The organism is Rhizobium hidalgonense (assembly GCF_002914525.1).
Classification (GTDB): Bacteria; Pseudomonadota; Alphaproteobacteria; order Rhizobiales; family Rhizobiaceae; genus Rhizobium; species Rhizobium hidalgonense.
The window spans coordinates 105,329-121,421 of record NZ_LODW01000047.1 but is presented as its reverse complement, the minus strand read 5'-3'; the positions used below and the strand labels follow the sequence as shown (position 1 = coordinate 121,421).

The 16,093-nt window shown below is 59.4% G+C and carries 23 protein-coding genes and 1 pseudogene; 10 read left to right on the top strand and 14 right to left on the bottom strand.

The annotated features are described in order from the left end of the window. The first annotated feature begins 34 nt into the window (after positions 1–34). Positions 35–478 (top strand): MerR family transcriptional regulator, encoded by a 444-nt coding sequence (locus ATY29_RS09650; protein ID WP_097536279.1) that lies wholly within the window; start codon positions 35–37, stop codon positions 476–478. 151 nt (positions 479–629) lie between these two features. Here ATY29_RS09650 and ATY29_RS09645 read toward each other — a convergent pair whose 3' ends face one another. From ATY29_RS09645 to ATY29_RS09630, 4 genes are all read right to left on the bottom strand, one after another. Beyond that, positions 630–830: a hypothetical protein gene (locus ATY29_RS09645; RefSeq protein WP_097536277.1), complete on the bottom strand. Its 201-nt coding sequence runs from the start codon at positions 828–830 to the stop codon at positions 630–632. 51 nt (positions 831–881) lie between these two features. After that, positions 882–1,754 (bottom strand): DUF1236 domain-containing protein, encoded by an 873-nt coding sequence (locus ATY29_RS09640; RefSeq protein ID WP_097536275.1) that lies wholly within the window; start codon positions 1,752–1,754, stop codon positions 882–884. A gap of 95 nt (positions 1,755–1,849) precedes the next feature. Then, entirely contained in the window at positions 1,850–2,245 is a 396-nt protein-coding gene (locus ATY29_RS09635; protein WP_097536273.1) for a DUF1236 domain-containing protein, read from the bottom strand. Between the two features lie 131 nt (positions 2,246–2,376). Further along, positions 2,377–2,646 (bottom strand): BON domain-containing protein, encoded by a 270-nt coding sequence (locus ATY29_RS09630; RefSeq protein ID WP_097536271.1) that lies wholly within the window; start codon positions 2,644–2,646, stop codon positions 2,377–2,379. A gap of 257 nt (positions 2,647–2,903) precedes the next feature. Between ATY29_RS09630 and ATY29_RS09625 the strand changes: the two genes are divergently transcribed. Beyond that, the gene (locus tag ATY29_RS09625) at positions 2,904–3,185 is read left to right on the top strand and encodes a DUF982 domain-containing protein (RefSeq protein WP_097536269.1); all 282 of its coding nucleotides are present in this window, start codon (positions 2,904–2,906) and stop codon (positions 3,183–3,185) included. 76 nt (positions 3,186–3,261) lie between these two features. On the opposite strand, the gene ATY29_RS09620 is transcribed toward ATY29_RS09625, so the two are convergent. After that, a complete protein-coding gene (locus ATY29_RS09620; protein ID WP_244597382.1) occupies positions 3,262–3,648 on the bottom strand; it encodes a response regulator in 387 nt (128 codons plus the stop codon). Between the two features lie 43 nt (positions 3,649–3,691). After that, positions 3,692–4,084 (bottom strand): limonene-1,2-epoxide hydrolase family protein, encoded by a 393-nt coding sequence (locus ATY29_RS09615; RefSeq protein ID WP_097536379.1) that lies wholly within the window; start codon positions 4,082–4,084, stop codon positions 3,692–3,694. Between the two features lie 112 nt (positions 4,085–4,196). On the opposite strand from ATY29_RS09615, the gene ATY29_RS09610 reads away from it, so the two are divergent. Further along, on the top strand, positions 4,197–5,099 hold the full coding sequence (locus ATY29_RS09610; RefSeq protein WP_097536267.1) for a LysR family transcriptional regulator: 903 nt from the start codon (positions 4,197–4,199) through the stop codon (positions 5,097–5,099). 240 nt (positions 5,100–5,339) lie between these two features. Here the strand turns inward: ATY29_RS09610 and ATY29_RS09600 are convergent, their stop codons facing one another. Further along, positions 5,340–5,786 (bottom strand): MerR family transcriptional regulator, encoded by a 447-nt coding sequence (locus ATY29_RS09600; protein ID WP_097536264.1) that lies wholly within the window; start codon positions 5,784–5,786, stop codon positions 5,340–5,342. A gap of 241 nt (positions 5,787–6,027) precedes the next feature. Beyond that, on the bottom strand, positions 6,028–6,600 hold the full coding sequence (locus ATY29_RS09595) for a TetR/AcrR family transcriptional regulator (protein ID WP_097536262.1): 573 nt from the start codon (positions 6,598–6,600) through the stop codon (positions 6,028–6,030). Positions 6,601–6,709: 109 nt separating this feature from the next. Here ATY29_RS09595 and ATY29_RS09590 point away from each other — a divergent pair, with 109 nt between their 5' ends. The 6 genes from ATY29_RS09590 to ATY29_RS09565 all read left to right on the top strand — a co-directional run bounded on the left by ATY29_RS09590 (position 6,710) and on the right by ATY29_RS09565 (position 12,201). Continuing rightward, a complete protein-coding gene (locus tag ATY29_RS09590) occupies positions 6,710–7,396 on the top strand; it encodes a glutathione S-transferase family protein (RefSeq protein ID WP_097536260.1) in 687 nt (228 codons plus the stop codon). 106 nt (positions 7,397–7,502) lie between these two features. Beyond that, positions 7,503–8,468, top strand: coding sequence for an alpha/beta fold hydrolase (locus tag ATY29_RS09585; protein WP_097536258.1), 966 nt, complete (start codon positions 7,503–7,505; stop codon positions 8,466–8,468). A 130-nt stretch (positions 8,469–8,598) separates the two neighbouring features. Then, positions 8,599–9,024 carry a MarR family winged helix-turn-helix transcriptional regulator gene (locus tag ATY29_RS09580; protein WP_097536256.1) on the top strand — a complete coding sequence of 142 codons (426 nt, stop codon included), beginning with the start codon at positions 8,599–8,601 and terminating at the stop codon, positions 9,022–9,024. Positions 9,025–9,092: 68 nt separating this feature from the next. Further along, entirely contained in the window at positions 9,093–9,989 is an 897-nt protein-coding gene (locus ATY29_RS09575; RefSeq protein WP_097536254.1) for an NmrA family NAD(P)-binding protein, read from the top strand. Positions 9,990–10,058: 69 nt separating this feature from the next. Beyond that, positions 10,059–10,835 carry an SDR family NAD(P)-dependent oxidoreductase gene (locus ATY29_RS09570; protein ID WP_097536252.1) on the top strand — a complete coding sequence of 259 codons (777 nt, stop codon included), beginning with the start codon at positions 10,059–10,061 and terminating at the stop codon, positions 10,833–10,835. 910 nt (positions 10,836–11,745) lie between these two features. Then, a complete protein-coding gene (locus ATY29_RS09565) occupies positions 11,746–12,201 on the top strand; it encodes a hypothetical protein (protein ID WP_097536377.1) in 456 nt (151 codons plus the stop codon). A gap of 64 nt (positions 12,202–12,265) precedes the next feature. Here the strand turns inward: ATY29_RS09565 and ATY29_RS09560 are convergent, their stop codons facing one another. The 6 genes from ATY29_RS09560 to ATY29_RS09535 form a co-directional block, all read right to left on the bottom strand. Continuing rightward, positions 12,266–12,592 (bottom strand): hypothetical protein, encoded by a 327-nt coding sequence (locus ATY29_RS09560; protein WP_097536250.1) that lies wholly within the window; start codon positions 12,590–12,592, stop codon positions 12,266–12,268. Between the two features lie 136 nt (positions 12,593–12,728). After that, a complete protein-coding gene (locus tag ATY29_RS09555; protein WP_103671198.1) occupies positions 12,729–13,103 on the bottom strand; it encodes a thermonuclease family protein in 375 nt (124 codons plus the stop codon). Continuing rightward, positions 13,100–13,324, bottom strand: a complete 225-nt coding sequence (locus ATY29_RS09550; protein ID WP_097536248.1) for a hypothetical protein — start codon at positions 13,322–13,324, stop codon at positions 13,100–13,102. The genes ATY29_RS09555 and ATY29_RS09550 overlap by 4 nt, the downstream gene beginning before the upstream one ends. Next, a complete protein-coding gene (locus ATY29_RS09545) occupies positions 13,321–13,635 on the bottom strand; it encodes a hypothetical protein (RefSeq protein ID WP_097536246.1) in 315 nt (104 codons plus the stop codon). Before ATY29_RS09545 ends, ATY29_RS09550 begins: the two co-directional genes overlap by 4 nt. Position 13,636: 1 nt before the next feature. Next, a complete protein-coding gene (locus ATY29_RS09540; RefSeq protein WP_097536244.1) occupies positions 13,637–13,834 on the bottom strand; it encodes a hypothetical protein in 198 nt (65 codons plus the stop codon). A 121-nt stretch (positions 13,835–13,955) separates the two neighbouring features. Next, positions 13,956–14,216, bottom strand: coding sequence for a hypothetical protein (locus tag ATY29_RS09535; RefSeq protein ID WP_097536242.1), 261 nt, complete (start codon positions 14,214–14,216; stop codon positions 13,956–13,958). Positions 14,217–14,786: 570 nt separating this feature from the next. Between ATY29_RS09535 and ligD the strand changes: the two are divergent. Continuing rightward, positions 14,787–15,835 (top strand): annotated as a pseudogene (gene ligD, locus ATY29_RS09530) (non-homologous end-joining DNA ligase). Positions 15,836–16,093: the final 258 nt, after the last annotated feature.

Below are 16,093 nucleotides of genomic sequence, written 5' to 3'. Positions count from 1 at the left end.
TCAAGTAACTTGAAGGGCAAGGAGATAATTGGCCATGAACGTTCACATCCGTGTGTTCAGCATCGGCGCCCTTGCAAAGGCGACGGGCACCAGTACGCCGACCATCCGCTACTATGAGGAAATCGGTCTTCTGCCACCCGCAAACCGGACGGCAAGCGGACAGCGCAACTACGACGAATCCGACATTGGTCGGCTGACCTTCATTAAGCAATGCCGTGACTTCGGCTTCAGCATCGACCAGGTTCGCGTGCTCGTGGATCTGTCGATCAGTACGGCGCGAGACTGCACCGAGACACGGGATATCGCACAGGCGCATCTTGATGAGGTCCGCGCCAAGATGGTCGAATTGCGGGCCCTGGAGATCCGTCTGCAGGGTTTCGTCACGCGATGCGATGACGCCTGCGCCGGTGGACCGGGCAGCGACTGTGTGATTTTCAAGGACATGGCAACGCCGCAGACCAAAAGCTGCTGCGGCTGACTGGATCTCCTCATACGGCGCCTCAACCGGGCTGTCGGCATATGTGACGACGCCACACTTTCTCTCCGCTTTGGGATGGAAACGCTTTATCGCGATCGGCAACGGAGCGGCCCGACGACCCCGGATGGAGCGATGCGCGCCCCGACCGAGCTTAAGACGCCAGAGGCAATGGATGCGATGGCTTTTGTTGTCCCGGCCCCTGCTGTTCATCCTGTGGAACCCAGACGCGGCCGGCGGCGCTGTTATGCCGGCCGCCTGTGGCGACAAGCACGGCGACAATACCGGCGATGGCCAGCAGGATGGCGATCAGCGGAAAGGCCAGACCACCGGATTTCTCTTCGGAATAGATCATGTTCCTCTCCTACAGCGCCACGGCGGCGGTGGGCCGCCGAGGCGCCGGCTGCTATGCCGCTATGATGTAGACGATCGTGAGTGCAGAAGGATCGACGATGACGATCCGGCCGTCGGCAAGTATGAAGAAGCGGTAGCCTTCATACTGCGGAACGATCTTCACGATGCGCGGCGGCAGCGGTTCCAGCCTTACCTTTTTCGGGATCTTGACCCCGACGGAAACTGTGAAGTTGACTTCCTTCACCGGCTCGACATGAACCTCCTTCACCACCGTTCGAATTTCGGTCTGCTGCTCGACTGATATGTTGACGTTGGTCTTGGTGTTCGTCTGGTTATTCGTGGTGTTGTTGACGTTGGTTTCGGACGAGCTCTTCGTCGTCGTCGCGTTCTGGTCGGTCGATTGCTTCGAGGCATCACCGCTCTGCGTGTTGGCACCTTTGCCTGTGCCCTTTGCAGGCTTGGCATTTTGCGTGCTGCTCTTCGTGCCTGAAGTGACCGCGCCGCTGCTATCCGTGGTGCCGGACTTGGCGGGGGGCTTTTGTTCGGTGGTCGTGCCGCTACCGGCGTCTTGCGATCCAGGCTTGGTTTCAGTCGAAGACTTGCCGGAGGCGCTTCCGCTCGTCGAAGACTTGTCCTGGGAAGGCTGCTCGGCGCTCTTCTGGGTATCCGAGCCCTGGCCGGATTTCTGCTGCGATGACTGGCCCTTGCCTTGCGGGCAGGCTCCCGAGGCGTCGGGGGTGCAGTCGGTGCGAGTGCCGGTGGCGCTGGAGCCGGACTGCGAACCGGAGTCCGCGCCCGTCTGAGAACCGGATTGGGTCTGGCCGCTCTTCTGCGTGTCCTGCTGGGCTGCGGCCGGCAGCGTTGAAAGGGGCGACACGCTGAGTGAGAGCGCCGCGACAATTGTGGCGAGATGGCTGCTTTTCATGATCAATCTCCTTCGGGCATGGGGCGACGCCCGCATTCTCGTGCGGTGCATGAGTGCCCTGATTGTTGGGAGGGGCGGCTTGAGCCGCCCGTCGGTCACTGGATGACCTGGATGACCTTCCGCGAGGAAGGTTCGACGATCACACGCTGATCGTTGACGATCGCGTATGCATATTTAGGGTCGTCGGGAATTGGCGTCACGACCACGGTCTCCGGCAGGGGTTGTCCGACGACAACCTTCTCCTTCACCACGACGCGCTTGGTAGGGGCCGGAGCCTGTTGAACATAGGTCACCACTTTCTGCGGCGGCGGATCGATGACGCTGCCTGCCACGCCGCCGACGATGCCGCCGACAGCAGCACCAACCGGGCCGCCGACAATCGCACCCGTTGCAGCGCCACCTGCTGCGCCCGTTACCGTTGACGACTGCGCGAAGGCGGACGTCGATGCCAACAGGATGCCGGCGGCAATACCTACTACATTGATATTCATCTGTTTTCCTCCTTGTCGCGGTTGGTTCCGCTGGAGGACGAAACAGTCAAAGCGAACAACTGTTCCAGAGTTCGGGCCTCGTGCGGGGGCTACATCGGACCTTAGTCGTAGTCCGTATAAATACCGCTGGACTACTGCGTGGGGAGATGGCTCAGCATCCGGTCCTGGACGTTCTCCTGGCCGACGATCATCGCTGCCAGCGAGATGACTTTCCCGCGGTCGGCGGCGTTTGTAATGTAGCCTTCGAGCAGGACCACGTGGCCGAGCATCCTGATCTCGATGGCGCTGCTGTTGATATCGCGATCAGCGGAAAGGGCCGCTTCTATCGTCGCGATGGTCGAGGCTGAACTATGGCCTTGGGAGCAGCCTTCATGGCCGGCGTTGTCGGAGCCGAATTTCATGTCGTCCTCCTGTTCCGTCCCTCCACGGAGCTTCATGTTACCTCAAGCCTAATATGAGAAGCAGGTACCGGGGCGGCCAGTCCGACTTAGGTCCGTCTTCCCCTAGGCGCTATCTGGCTTAAATTTTCCTCTTCCTTGTTGAAAGGACACCGGGGAGGTTTTAGCAATGTCGCTGTATCCAGTCAGAACCTCCCCGGCGAAGCGCTGTCGATCAATGTCCGGCGTCGTCGTCTCTTACGAATAAAGGGCGGCTATTTTTGCGAACGGGCGGTATAGTGGATTGGCACAGAAGCGAAGATTTCGCTCCTCTGATGCTTGTGATGAGCGGTCGAGAAAAGCATATACTGATCCGATCACTCCGTGAGGTTGCCGAGGCGCTTGTGGCGGCATGGCCGACCGACGATGGCAAGGAATACATCGCCGCGGTAAGAACATGTCTCGACGCCATTCGAGGTAAGATTCCAGCAAAGGCAGCGCGTACCGCACTCCTTCGCGCTGCGGAGGAAGCCGGCATTCCCGTGATTGCCGTGGTCCACTGACGCATGCCTTGCCGGCGCGCGGCGCCAGTGTGGGCGCCGCAGGGCCCTTTTAAATTCGGTACGGCGCCTCAAGCTTTCAGTGGAAGGTTGGCCCGCTCGCGACGCGATGCGTTCCTGGGCGAGCGTTCTTGGCGGCCATGGACAAGGCGTCTACTATTCTTTCGGGGCTTGCCGTTTTGGTGACGACAGCTCGGCCCTCCGGGTTCTCGGTAAGACCGGGTTTCACGGTGAAATACACCACCCCAAGTCCGAATCCGGAAAAGAGGGCGCGGGCAATGGACGGTCCGGTGATGCCATCCCCAAGCCGGACGTCGATGATGGCGATGTCTGCTTCGGAGCCGAGCTCCAGAGCCTCCGACATGTTCCCCGCGATGCCGGTGACTTCGAATCCGGCGTCGATCGCTACGTCCTGACGCCGTTGGTTGTTGTCCAGGATTGGCTTCGCGAGCTTCGGTGAGTCCACGTCACCGGAAGCGTCGAGCGTCCGATTTCTAAGCAAATTGTCGTTAGAGCTGGATCTGCGCGAGCTGTCGGTCGAAATCGCCGGCGTCGAAGTAGTCGCGCCAGACGGTGATTTCACCGTTCTCGATCGTGATCGTTCCCATAACGGGTAAGGTGATCGTTCCGCCGCTTTTGTGGTGGAAAATGTCTACGCGCTCGTTCAAAACCACATTCCCGTCCGCGGCGATTGCCTTGATCTGCCAATCGAGCGTGAATGCGGTTCCGATTCCAAAGTTCTTATGGAATTCGGCAACGGCGTTAGCGCCTATGATTTTGGGGAGAGGAACGTTGTCGTAGAGAACGTCGGCAGACAACATGGCCAACGCCTCGTCGATGCGGTTGGCGCTCCAATGCTCGAAGAAGGTCATCGCGATCTGGATAGGGGAAGCGTCTTGCATTTCGATCTCCATCGATTTCGGTAGGCTATAGCCACCGCAATAAGCTTCGAATCTGGCCTTGGATAGCCGATGAAATTAGATATGTTTCATCGGAGTTTCCGATGGAGGTGTTATGCGCGACGTGTCCCTTGAAAGACTACGAGCGTTCGTTGCGGTTGCCGAGCAGGGCGGCCTGTCCGCTGCGGGCAGGTTCCTCGGAAAGGCTCAATCGGCTGTCAGCGAGTCAATTGCCGCCACGGAAGGACAGCTCGGATACTTGCTCTTTCGAAAAATCGGGCGGCGCACCGAGTTGACAGATCATGGGGTGGCACTGTTGCCAGAAGCAAAGGCCGCCCTGGAAGCCGCGGACGCCTTCAAGGCCAAGGCAGCGAATTTCCAGGGAATCGTTGAAGCGGAGCTGTCGTTCGCCGTAGACGTCATGTTGCCCACTTCGCGTCTCACGGCCGTCATTAACAGGTTCCAACGCGAGTTTCCGCATACGGCGCTTTCAGTGTACTCGGAGTCGTTGGGCTCTACGCTGCAGAGCGTGTGGGACAACCAAGCTTCCTTCGCGGTAATTGGCACTTTGCCCGACGCTCCTGCCGAGTTCTACACCGCGCCACTGTGCGAAGTACCCATGTGCCTTGTCGTGGGTAGCGCGCATCCACTAGCGCAAACCAGCGAACCCGTGAGCAGGGAGACCCTTTGCCAGCACAACCAACTGATCATTTCCGACAAGACATCAAGATCGAGCGGGCGTTCGTTCGGTGTTTTTTCCGAGAAGTTCTGGAGAGTGGCGGACCTCGGTTCGAAACTCGAATTTCTTCGCGCCGGCCTCGGCTGGGGTTTGATGCCCGAACATCTCGTTGAGGACGATTTCAGGACAGGGCGGCTGTTGCGGAAGCGGACCGAGGTCGAAAATTTGCCCGACGGGTGGATGCCGATCCCGCTTTCGATAGCTTACAAGCGCGCCCGTCCGCCGGGTCCCGCTGGTAAGTGGATGATAGAAAATCTGCGGTTCGAATGCAAAACTTGAGTCCTGCCCAAGCATTCGTCTACTGGTTGCCAAGTGGCTCTGTCGAGCCGGATAGATGCGATCCGGTCCGTTATTGAGGCAATCGTCGATGAGCGGGCATGGTGCTTTTCCATTGCACTGCCGGCGTCATGGTCATCGGTCCAGCGCGCATCGACGAGGCAATCGAACGCGCACTGGATCAGGACGTTGCGCAGGTGGAAGGGATAGAGGACGCAGGCATCATAGACCGCGACGGACGGTTTAGAGGCCATGGGTCTGGATCAGGTCCTCGGTGTCCTCAGCAAGAGCGTCCATCGCGGTCTGGCGGGTGTCGAGCCTCGATTTCAGTATAAGCACGTCCTTCAGCAAGGCGCGGCGGTGTTTGCCGACATAACGGAATGGCAGCTCGCCCCGGTCCATGCGCACGACGACGAGTGGACGAGAAATGCCGAGAACGGCCGCCGCCTCGGTCGGGCTCAGTTCTTGGTCTTCGGCCAGCACGGCAACACGTTCGCCGCGCAGCATGTGCGCCAAAAGCGCCTCAACTGCCGCGGCGGCCGAGGGCGGTATCGAGAGCGTCTGTTCCTTCCCGCCTTCATGACGAACATGAAGTTCCAACCTGTCGCCCGCGCCCAGTTTCGGCAGAGGCGAGGCTGCTTTGCGATCGCGATCCGACAGTCCGGCGAAGTGAACGATTTGGCTTGCCATGGCAATATCTCCTGAATCACGAATATAGTGCCCAAAGCCACTAACTGCAATAACTGAAAGTCCGCGAAATGCGATTGAGTAAGGAATTTGGCCGTCTAACCCAAGCCGAATGCCAGGCTTGTTGCTGTGGCGTTCACGTTATGGGCGAAGAAGATCGCATAATGGATCGAGCGGAACTAGCGGTTCCGACCCGTTCAGGCGGACACATCGAACATTGGCCGTTGGCGCCGTCGGCTGGACATCACGGGATGAGGCCCGTGCTCCGATAAGCGCGGATCGTTCCGTCGTAAATGGCAATATCCTGGCAGCCGCGGGCGACCAGCTGGGCACCTTCGATGGCGGCGAAGATTGCCATCGCGTGCTCCTGCAATTGTTGCTCACTCGCCGCAGGCTTGGCCCGCGCCAAGACTCGCGTGATCCAGCCAACGTTCGTCTCGGCAAACTTGTCGACTTCGGTCCGAACCTCGATCGGAAGATCATCGAACTCTGCACTCATAATTCCGCACAGGCACATGCGATTGTCGTTGGCCAATGCGGAGCGGAAGATCTCGGTGTAGCGATCCATGCACCACGCCGCGTCCTTCGACGTCGCCAGCAGCTCGGCCAGATAGGTTGCCCCATCTTCGGTATAACGGCGTGCGAGCGCAGCCCCAAGATCGCCTTTGGTGGGAAAATGGTAGTGCACGCTGGCGCTTTTGATCCCGACCTCTTTTGCCAGCTCGCGAAAGCTGAGCGCATTGTAGCCACGCGCCTGCACCGTCGCCTTTGCGGCGGCCATCAGCGCCTCATGCATATCCGTTTTGGTTCTAGCCATCGCCGTTCCATACCTATCACTCGATAGATAGTTGTTGACGTTGGAAAAGGGAAGGGATAAACGGCAAAGCGTTATCTATCTATCGATAGACAGTTAAAGGAACCGCGTTATGAAAATCTTCGATCGCCCCGGCTTTCCCAATCCGGCTCGTATCCGCATCGTCCTCGCCGAGAAAGGGCTGGAGCCGCAGGTCGAGTTCGTCTCCGTCGACCTCATCGCCGCCGAACACAAGCAGCCGGCCTTTCTTGAAAAGAACCCGTCCGGCGTGCTGCCGGTCCTGCAGCTTGACGATGGCACGTATATCGCCGAGGCAACCGCCATCACCGAATATCTCGACAATCTCGACGGCGATCCGAAGCTTACCGGCAAGACACCGAAGGAGAAGGCTCTTATCCACATGATGCAGAAGCGGGCTGAAACCGAGCTTCTCGATGCGGTCGGCGACTACTTCCATTACGCGACGCCTGGTCTTGGGGCCGCCCTTCAAGTGTTCAAGAGCCCTGAATGGGCCGGCCGGCGGGATTGGGGCAACCGCCAGCGCGATCGAGCTCTTGGCGGCATGAAGTATTTCGACACGGTGTCTCGGAGCCATCCCTATGTCGCTGGCGATGCGTTCTCGATGGCCGATATCACCGTGTTTGCCGGGCTGATGTTCGCCGATGCCGCCGGCATCGCCGTGCCGGAGGATTATTCCGCGCTCACCGCCTGGCGCGCGAAAGTCTCCGAGCTGCCGAGCGTCAAGAACCGCAGCGGCCAGACGTTCGTCACTGAGGATCTGCGCCGGCTCGGGTTCTGATCACACGAGGTTATCCGCGCCTGCACCGAGGCAGAGCGGTTCTTCGCTCCGCCCCCATCCTCCAATCTCGCCGTCGCAAGCGACTTCCTTTCGCATGGAGTTCACTATGGCTACGATCTCAACACCCAATGGCGCTTCCAGGCGCAACCTGCTCAAGGGGGTTGCCGCCGCCGGCGTTGGTCTTGCCGCTGTTAGCGTCAACGCAGCCGATGCAAAAACACCGACGCCGGCAAATACCGGCAAGCCGACAGAGGACCGGCTGACCATGAAGGACGGTACCAGCCTCTACTACAAGGATTGGGGCTCGGGTCCCGCCGTCGTTTTCAGCCACGGCTACCCTCTGTCCTCCGACGCCTGGGAGGACCAGATGTTCTTCCTGCTACAGAACGGCTATCGCGTCATCGCCCATGACCGTCGTGGCTTGGGGCGGTCGAGCCAGCCCGCAAAGGGTTACGACTACGACACCTTCGCCGATGATCTTGCGCAACTGGTCAATGCGCTCGATCTGCGGCAGGCGACGTTCGTCGGCCATTCCATGGGCGGCGGCGAGGTTGCCCGTTACGTCGCTCGTCACGGCCAGAGCCGCGTCGCCAAGGTCGCCTTCGTTTCCGCGGTGACACCGTTTCTGCTGAAGACGCCGACAAATCCGGCCGGTGCACCGAAGGAGCTGTTTGACAGCTTCCGCGCGGCCGTTCGGGCTGACCGCTCGCAATGGAATCTCGACGTCACCACACCGTACTACAGCTTCAACCGGCCGGGTGCGAAGGTCTCGGAAGGTTTGCGGCAGAACTATTGGCGGCAGGGGCAGGCGACCGGCTTTCTTGCGGCCTACCATGCGCTTGGCGCTTTCTCGGAGACGGACTTCCGGGGCGACCTCAAACAGATCACGGTCCCCGCGCTGGTGGTGCATGGCAGCGACGATCAGATCGTCCCGCTCGAGATCTCTGCGAAGCTGACCGCCAAGCTTATCCCGCAGGCAAAGCTGGTGGTCTACGAGGGCGGTTCCCACGGGCTGCTGCATGTCGACAAGGACCGGTTGAACGCCGATCTGCTGGCATTCCTTCGCGGCTAACGCGGTGCATCATTTGGAGGTGGGGGCCGGTCGCGGCCAGTCCCCATCTTCGGACCTGAAGAGTCCAAAAGTAGGACGGAAAGCTACGGCGGGGCTTGACACTGTGCAATTGCACATTTAAGAAAGCCACATGACGATGCCCAATGGTCCTCATCTCTGCTATGCCCTCGCTGCCCGCCAGAACGCGCGGTACCTAAGCCGTCTTTACGACACACATCTGGCCCCAGCGGGTTTGTCCGTCTCGCAGTTCTCGATCCTGTCGCTGCTCGAGGCCTACGACACGCTGAAGATCACCAAACTGGCGGAGATGTTGATCATGGAGCGGACGACCCTTGTTCGCGCACTGAAGCCGCTGCAGGCTGCCGGCTGGGTTGTCGCCGGAAGGCCAGAAAGCGGCCGCTCTTTCGACGTGGCGCTTTCCCGTTCCGGCCTGGAAAAAGTGGCTGAGGCCGTTCCTCTCTGGAAGAGTGCCCAAGCCGCGTTCGAACAGGACGTCGGGAAGGATCGGGCCGTTCGAATCCGCAACGAGATCCTCGAACTGAACCTGGGGGAGTAGCCCCTTTTTTTGACCATAACTGTGCAATTACACATAAATTAATGCAAGCATCCACACGGAGATAAAAGATGACTACCGAAAAATTCCTGGTCACCGGCGCAACGGGCGAGACCGGTCGCTACACAGTCCAACGCCTTCTCGAAAAGGGCCACTCCGTAAGGGCGCTAGTTCACAAGGAGGACGCGCGCGCCGAGGCACTGCGGCGGGAAGGCGCGGAGGTCGTTGTCGGCGATCTCTTCGAGCACGACGATGCGATCCAGGCAGTGGAAGGCACCACCGCCGCCTATTTCTGCTACCCGGTGCTCCCTGGCATCATCCAGACGACAGCATACTTCGCCGATGCGGCCAAACGCGCCGGGCTCAAGGCCGTGATCAACATGTCGCAAATTTCGGCTCGTGAAGATTCCAAGAGCCACGCGGCGCGCGATCACTGGATCGCCGAGCGGGTCTTTGACTGGTCGGGCGTTCCGACCGTGCATCTGCGGCCGACCTTCTTCTCGCAATGGCTGCTCTATCCGTTCGCGCGCAAGACCATCGTCGAGCAGAGCATCATCGACTTGCCCTATGGTGCCGGGCGCCATGCCCCGATTGCGGCCGAGGATCAGGCACGCCTGATCGCCGCGTTCCTGGCGGATCCGGTCGGACATATCGGCAAGACCTACACCCTCCATGGCCCGACCGAGCTGGACCAGCCGGGTATCGCCGCTGCCATCGGCGAGGTGCTCGGCAGAAAGATCAGCTATCAGCCTCTGACCATCCCCGAGTATCGCGACCGCCTCGAAAAGTTCGGCCTTCCGGCGTTTCTCATCCAGCATTTCTGCGCGATCGCGGTCGACTACCAGAACGGCATCTTTTCCGGCGCCGACAAGATCATCGCCGAGGTGACCGGCGTGCCGCCGATGATCGTGCAGGACTTCGTGGCTTCGCACCGGGCCGCTTTCGACAGTCTCGACGCGGCGGCGTGAGATTTCTCTGCCGGATACCGGCTCCGTCCTGCGGTGCCGAACGACAATCAATCCTCCAGGAGAAGAAAATTGAACATCGATCTTTCAGGCAAAGTCGCCCTTGTTACCGGCTCCACCGAGGGCATCGGATTCGCCATTGCCCACGGACTTCACAGCGCAGGCGCCGAGGTGATCATCAAGGGTCGCACGAGAGAGAAGGTCGACGCAGCAGTGGCACGCCTCGGCAGCCGGGCGCGCGGCCATGCCCTCGACCTCGCCAATGCCGATGGTTGTCGAGCATTGATCGAGGCCGAGCCGGAGCCGGACATCGTCGTCAGCAATCTCGGCATCTTCCAACCCCTCGATTTTTTCGAAACTAACGATGCCATCTGGGATCGCTACTGGCAGGTCAACGTGATGGCGGGGGTGCGTCTGGCGCGTGCCTATCTTCCGAAAATGGCTGCCAGGTCATGGGGGCGCTTCATCTTCCTCGGCTCGGAATCCGCCTTCAACGTTCCAGTCGAGATGATCTACTACGGGGTCAGCAAGACCGCCGACGTGGCCGTCGCGCGCGGTCTTGCCAAGCGCATGGCGGGCACCGGCGTGACGGTGAACTCAGTGCTGCCGGGCCCGAGCATGTCCGAAGGCGCCGCAGAGATGCTCAAGGGGCATGTCACTTCCGAGCGGTCCTTTGAGCAGGTCGGCATCGACTTCGTCAAGACGCATCGGCCAACCTCCATCATTCAGCGGCCGGCAACCGTCGACGAGGTCGCCAACATGGTAGTCTACGTCGCGTCCCCGCTTGCGTCGGCCACGACCGGTGCAGCGCTGAGGGTCGACGGCGGCGTCGTGGATTCGCTCGTCTAGGCACGACCAAAACCAGCACCGCCGGTCTCTGGCCTTCCGGATCGCAGAGGAAGCGTCATAGCGAGGCGCGAGCGAGTGGAGGAGGCGGAGGAGGCGCCATGAGGCGGTTCTCGTCTTCGACGTGCCATGGGGGACCACCTCTCAGCATGCCAGACGCTCTCACGTGGACTCACTGGCCAACAGTCCCTCGATCGGCAGTAAACCTGAAAGCGAGGCTAGCTCTCCGGTGCGGGAAACCACTGTTTCCATTGAGCCACTATCCGAAAAAAACCCCACCTAGGCCCAGGCGGGGCAAGTTTGGGGATCGCACAGGAGGAACAAACAACTGTGCTTTCCTACCACTTTAATAAACAAGGGACAGGCCAGGTTCCGGTACGGTGCCGTACTGAGGATGTTCAGTCAGTCGCATCAGGTGGAGCGGCTGCGAATTCTGAGGCACTGGCTGAAGTTAAAATGAACAGACGGGCCGCGCAGCAGCGGTTGAAGAGGGAAGGGACCATAACTTGCCTCTGCGCGGCCAGATCGCGAAGAGTGCAGGGCGTGCGCTATCCAACAATCCAAACGCCTAACCAGCGTCCGAGACGACGGTTCCGGTACAGTTCCGCACCAATCGCAAGATCAAGTGATTCAGTTGTGGGTGGACCGCGCGACCACTGCCATATGGGGCGCAGCGTACAGGAGACTGATTGTCGTGCGGTCCTAGAGTGTAACAACGCCGCGGCGTCGCGGTTCCCACCTTCGCATGGCTCGGGAAGATTGGGGCGTTGAGGGGAGGGACGCAAGGGGCGTCAGAAGCGTGGGGGCCTTTGTTCATCCAAGGTTCATTCAGCAGGTGTAACCGTTTGCTTCGTATGGCGAATGAACCAAGGGGAGTGTCATGGTTTTCGTTGCATCGACCAAGCCACATCGCATCTCGCACAAAATGCTTCTTTCCGCTGCCGGCTCGCTGGTTGCTGCTTTTATCATTTCATCGCCGGCTCACGCGCTGACGATGAAGGAATGCGGCACAAAATATCAGGCGGCCAAAGCTGACGGCTCCGCCAAAGACGTGAAGTGGAACGATTTCCGCGCCAAATTCTGTGGCGCGGATGCTGCTGCCGCTGACAAGGAGGACGAGGCGGACGTCACAAAGACAACCGACAAAGAGCCTGAAAAGGCGACAACCGCGGCGCCGAAGAGCGTCAAGTTCCCGAAGGCAATCGACAAGAAATATTCGAGCGAGACGCCCGGAAAAGCTCGTCTCCATACCTGCGTCGATGCCTATCATTCGGCCAAGGACGCCGGCACGCTTGGAGATCTGAAGTGGATCCAGAAGGGCGGCGGCTATTGGAGCCTTTGCAATACGAGCATCAAGGCCGCTGGTTGAGCTCACATTACGCGAGAAGCCAGGCGGTTTACGCGCCGCCTGGTGACGAAAATCAAAACAGGCGCTATTCCACCGTGAACGTTCCGGCCCCCTTGGAGTATTTCTTCCCACCAAGGGAAGTGATCGTTGCGCATTTTTCCTTGTCGAACTTCTCGCACATCTTGTTGCCTTTGATGCTCCATTTGCCGTTGTAGGTGGCCTTGTCTCCGTCGACAGTCGCTTCAATCGTTCCGTCTGGCTTATAAGTTGTGACGCCCGATTGTGTCTTTGACTTCCAGTGGATTGGGTGGCCTACCAACTCGCTTTTCAGCTGCTCCGCCGTCATGGTTGCGGCATATGCACCAGATGCGAAGGCTAGCATAATGAGGCCAGAAACCGTGATCGCTTTCATCGTTCACTCCCTTCTCCTCGACGAGAGAAGATTGTAACCGCGTCAGGGCACGGCGGATATCTATCCAAAATGCTTATCTCTACATTCAAACATGCTGGAATTCGCCCGTTCCGCGTGGGCAGGGCGGGCTCACCAGCTAATCGCACCAGTCATTCCGTTGCCTCGGGCTCCAGGTCCGCGCGAAGCCTTCCCTCAGCAGTTTCTTCCCTATCTCTTCGCCATTCGTTCGATAGATGTTGACGAGAGGCCGATGCGTTTGTGTCTTGTCCACCGCGCCGCTGAACATCACCCGCAAACCCTTCTCGGCCAGTAGCTCTTTCAGCCGGCCCTTGGCGATCAGCGCCAGCCTCCGTTCCGTGATGCATTTCGCATGGGATCCGATCTCAGGCGTGTCGATGCCCGACACGAACGGAACACCCTCTCCCAGCAACCGCATGTTCTGCCCATCGCATTTCACGGTATCACCGTCAACGACAGTCAACGATGCGCAGACAATCAGACCAGCAATCATTGAGCCATATCCCCACGCTCGGCTGCCTCAAGCTTCCGTTTGAGCGCCTGTTCTTGTTCATTTGACTTATGCGGAAAATGCTCAAAGCACCACCAGCGGGTCGCGACAGCCGGGGAAGGGGTGTTACCCCAACTGCCCCACCCCTGGCATCCCTCGCGCTCGCAATAATGGACATACATCAGCGCCGCATTCGTCAGCGCCGCCCTGTCGATGTCGCTCACTTGACCTCCTGAAGCTGCCATCCCGTTTTCGGGACCGGCCAGCCTTTCTTTGCTGCCCGGAAATCAGCTTCCATCTCGGCTTTTGCCTTCGCTGCCGTAGGACCAGTTGCCCAGACAGTGATGCGCATGCGGCCCGCCCTGAAAACGAAGCGGCGCTCGGTGGCGTTCTTACTGGCGGTATATCCTGCGCGAAAGCAAGTGCGTGCAGCCGACGGGCTAACGCCGTCTCGGAAAGATCCTGGTTGCGACCGCCACCAGTCGTTAAACGCGACTTCGAAGGCAACGGTTTTTGGTTGCGGATGGTCATGCATGTCAGTCTCGATCGTAGCTCGCCCGCCAGCCACGCGTGATGCCGCGGCTCATAGCGCCCTCTACCAGTGCTAGCTGCCGGCGGAGGTGGCGGAAATCCTCCAGCAAGGGTCCGACCGCTGCGCGCGCGTCGCCCCCATGGTAGGCGATCACTTCCTCGCCCTGATCAACCACGGCTTCTCCGATCGGCTGCTCGCGCATATCCGTGCTCCATTCATCGGTTCAGATTGGCGGCCGCCTCGCCGATGTTCTTATTATGTTCGCACGTGGAGGGGAGTCAAGAGCGCGTGAGGGATTCGGCTACGGTTGGCAATGAGCGACTTCAGCGCTTCTGTCGCTGCCACGGGATGAGATTGCCTTGCTTGTCCCTTAACCCCAGCTCGCATTCATCCGAAATCCTTTGCCGATGCTCCTCGTGCTGTGCCTGCAACAGGTAGAAGCGTTCTAACAACGCTTGAGCCTCTTCGGTTGGTAAGCCCATCCGGCGTAACCGCTCAATCAAAGCTGTCTGGTGAGCGAGATGCTTCTCGCCCTCCAATACGTGCCTTGCTACCATCTCCGCCGGCGTCTCATAGGTGCCCATGCGACACTGTACCCCGCCACCATCCTTTTGGCGACGACGGACTAATTCAAGCAATTCGTGACGGTTTCGTGGATCTTCGAAATCCAAACACCTGCTCGGGTGCAGCCGATAGCGCCGGTGACTGGAAGAAAGGCCCCACGATTGCGGGGATTAAGCGGAGGGGTGTTTTCTAGTAGTCGCGCCAGGCGCGACAAGGAGAATATCGCTAAAATCGCTTAGATTTGCAACAGATACTCCTTTTTAACCTCCCGATCTCCACACTTTGATCCACAGATTCGGAACAGACTCGAATTGTACGTGACTGTGCAGAAGAAGAAATTCCATATCTATTTGCCCGATTTTATTATAGCCGACATATTAATGTGATACTTCTCATTTGGCCGCTCAACGTTAGTTGCTAGACCCCAAGCAGTTAGATCTCCTGTGCGTCGGGCGGTCACCGAACCTATGAAGAGATCTGTGCAGCAAATCAGCCTCCGCCTAAGAAATACTGACGTTTCGCGTGGCGGCGGGGCGCAATAATCAATCTTGGTCAGTTGCTTTTTAAGGCATTGCTGATGAACTGGCGGCATGACAAAGCCGCCTCGCATACCTACACAGCCGCTGCTCGGTGAGTTGACGCATCAATCCGCAGCCGGGCGCGCCGCCGCCGCGATCCCACCCAGCCGCAACTCCCCCTTGATCCTATGCCTGCTCGCATCGATCCGTGCCTCGCGCTGCTGAAGCCACGGCCACCGAAAGGCCCGCAGTGGGCCTTCGAGGTGAAGTGGGACGGGTACCGCCTGGCCGTCCACATAGAACCATCGGGCGTGCGCATCCTGACGCGGGGAGGGCATGACTGGACCGATCGCTTCCCGGCTATCGCGGCCGAGGCAGGGCGCCTTTCCGTTTCAACGGCGATCCTGGATGGCGAAGCCGTCGTGCTCGGTGAACACGGCCGGTCGGATTTCGGTATGCTTCAGCAGTCGCTCGGCGGGCGCGGCGGCAAGCGGATGTCCAGAGAGGCAATTTTCATGGCGTTCGATCTTCTCTATTTCGACGGCCATGACTTAACCGAGACGGATCTCGCCTCCAGGCGTCATCTCCTCGAGGGGCTGGTGCCGCCAGCCGGGGAAGATGCCATCCGGCTTTCAGAAGAGATCGATGCGGACGGCGAAACGCTTCTGCGCATCGCCTGCGAACACGACCTGGAAGGCATCATCGCGAAAGACCGCAACAGCACCTATCGCAGCGGCCGCCTCGGGGACTGGGTGAAGATCAAATGCGTCCAGAGCGATGGCTTTTTGATCGTTGGGTATGAGAAGTCGACAGCGTCATTCGGGGGCATCGGGCGGCTGCTGCTCGCCGCGCGCAAGGGAAACGAGCTCGTTTATGTCGGAGGAGTGGGAACCGGCTTTAACGAACGTTCCGCGGGCGAGCTTCGGAAGCAGATGGACGAACTGATCATTGGCAAGGCCGCTGTCGACACAGGACGGAAGCGTAATGCGGTCTTCGTCGATCCGAAGATTGTTGCCGAGATCGAGTATCGTGCCTGGACACATGATGCGAAGCTGCGGCATGCGTCATATAAGGGGTTGCGGGATGTGGCCGATGAGGCGGCGGTTTACGAGCTGGAATAGCTCGGATGCTATCGGCGCTTCACTTCGCTGCGGGTGTGGGGTGGCGTGGGTTTTTGTAGGAGCGCCCTACATCCACTTTATCGTCAGCAACCGAAAACGTAGGCGCTGATGGCCGAGGGATACGATGTGCTCCCGCCTGCGAATAGCGGTGTGCACCCAATGCGCAAGTCCCCTCTCGAAACTACCTTGTCAACCTCCCGTGCTCTTCTAATCCGATCATACGAGTTGCTGAAATCAACCGATCGTCTTGTAGTTGGA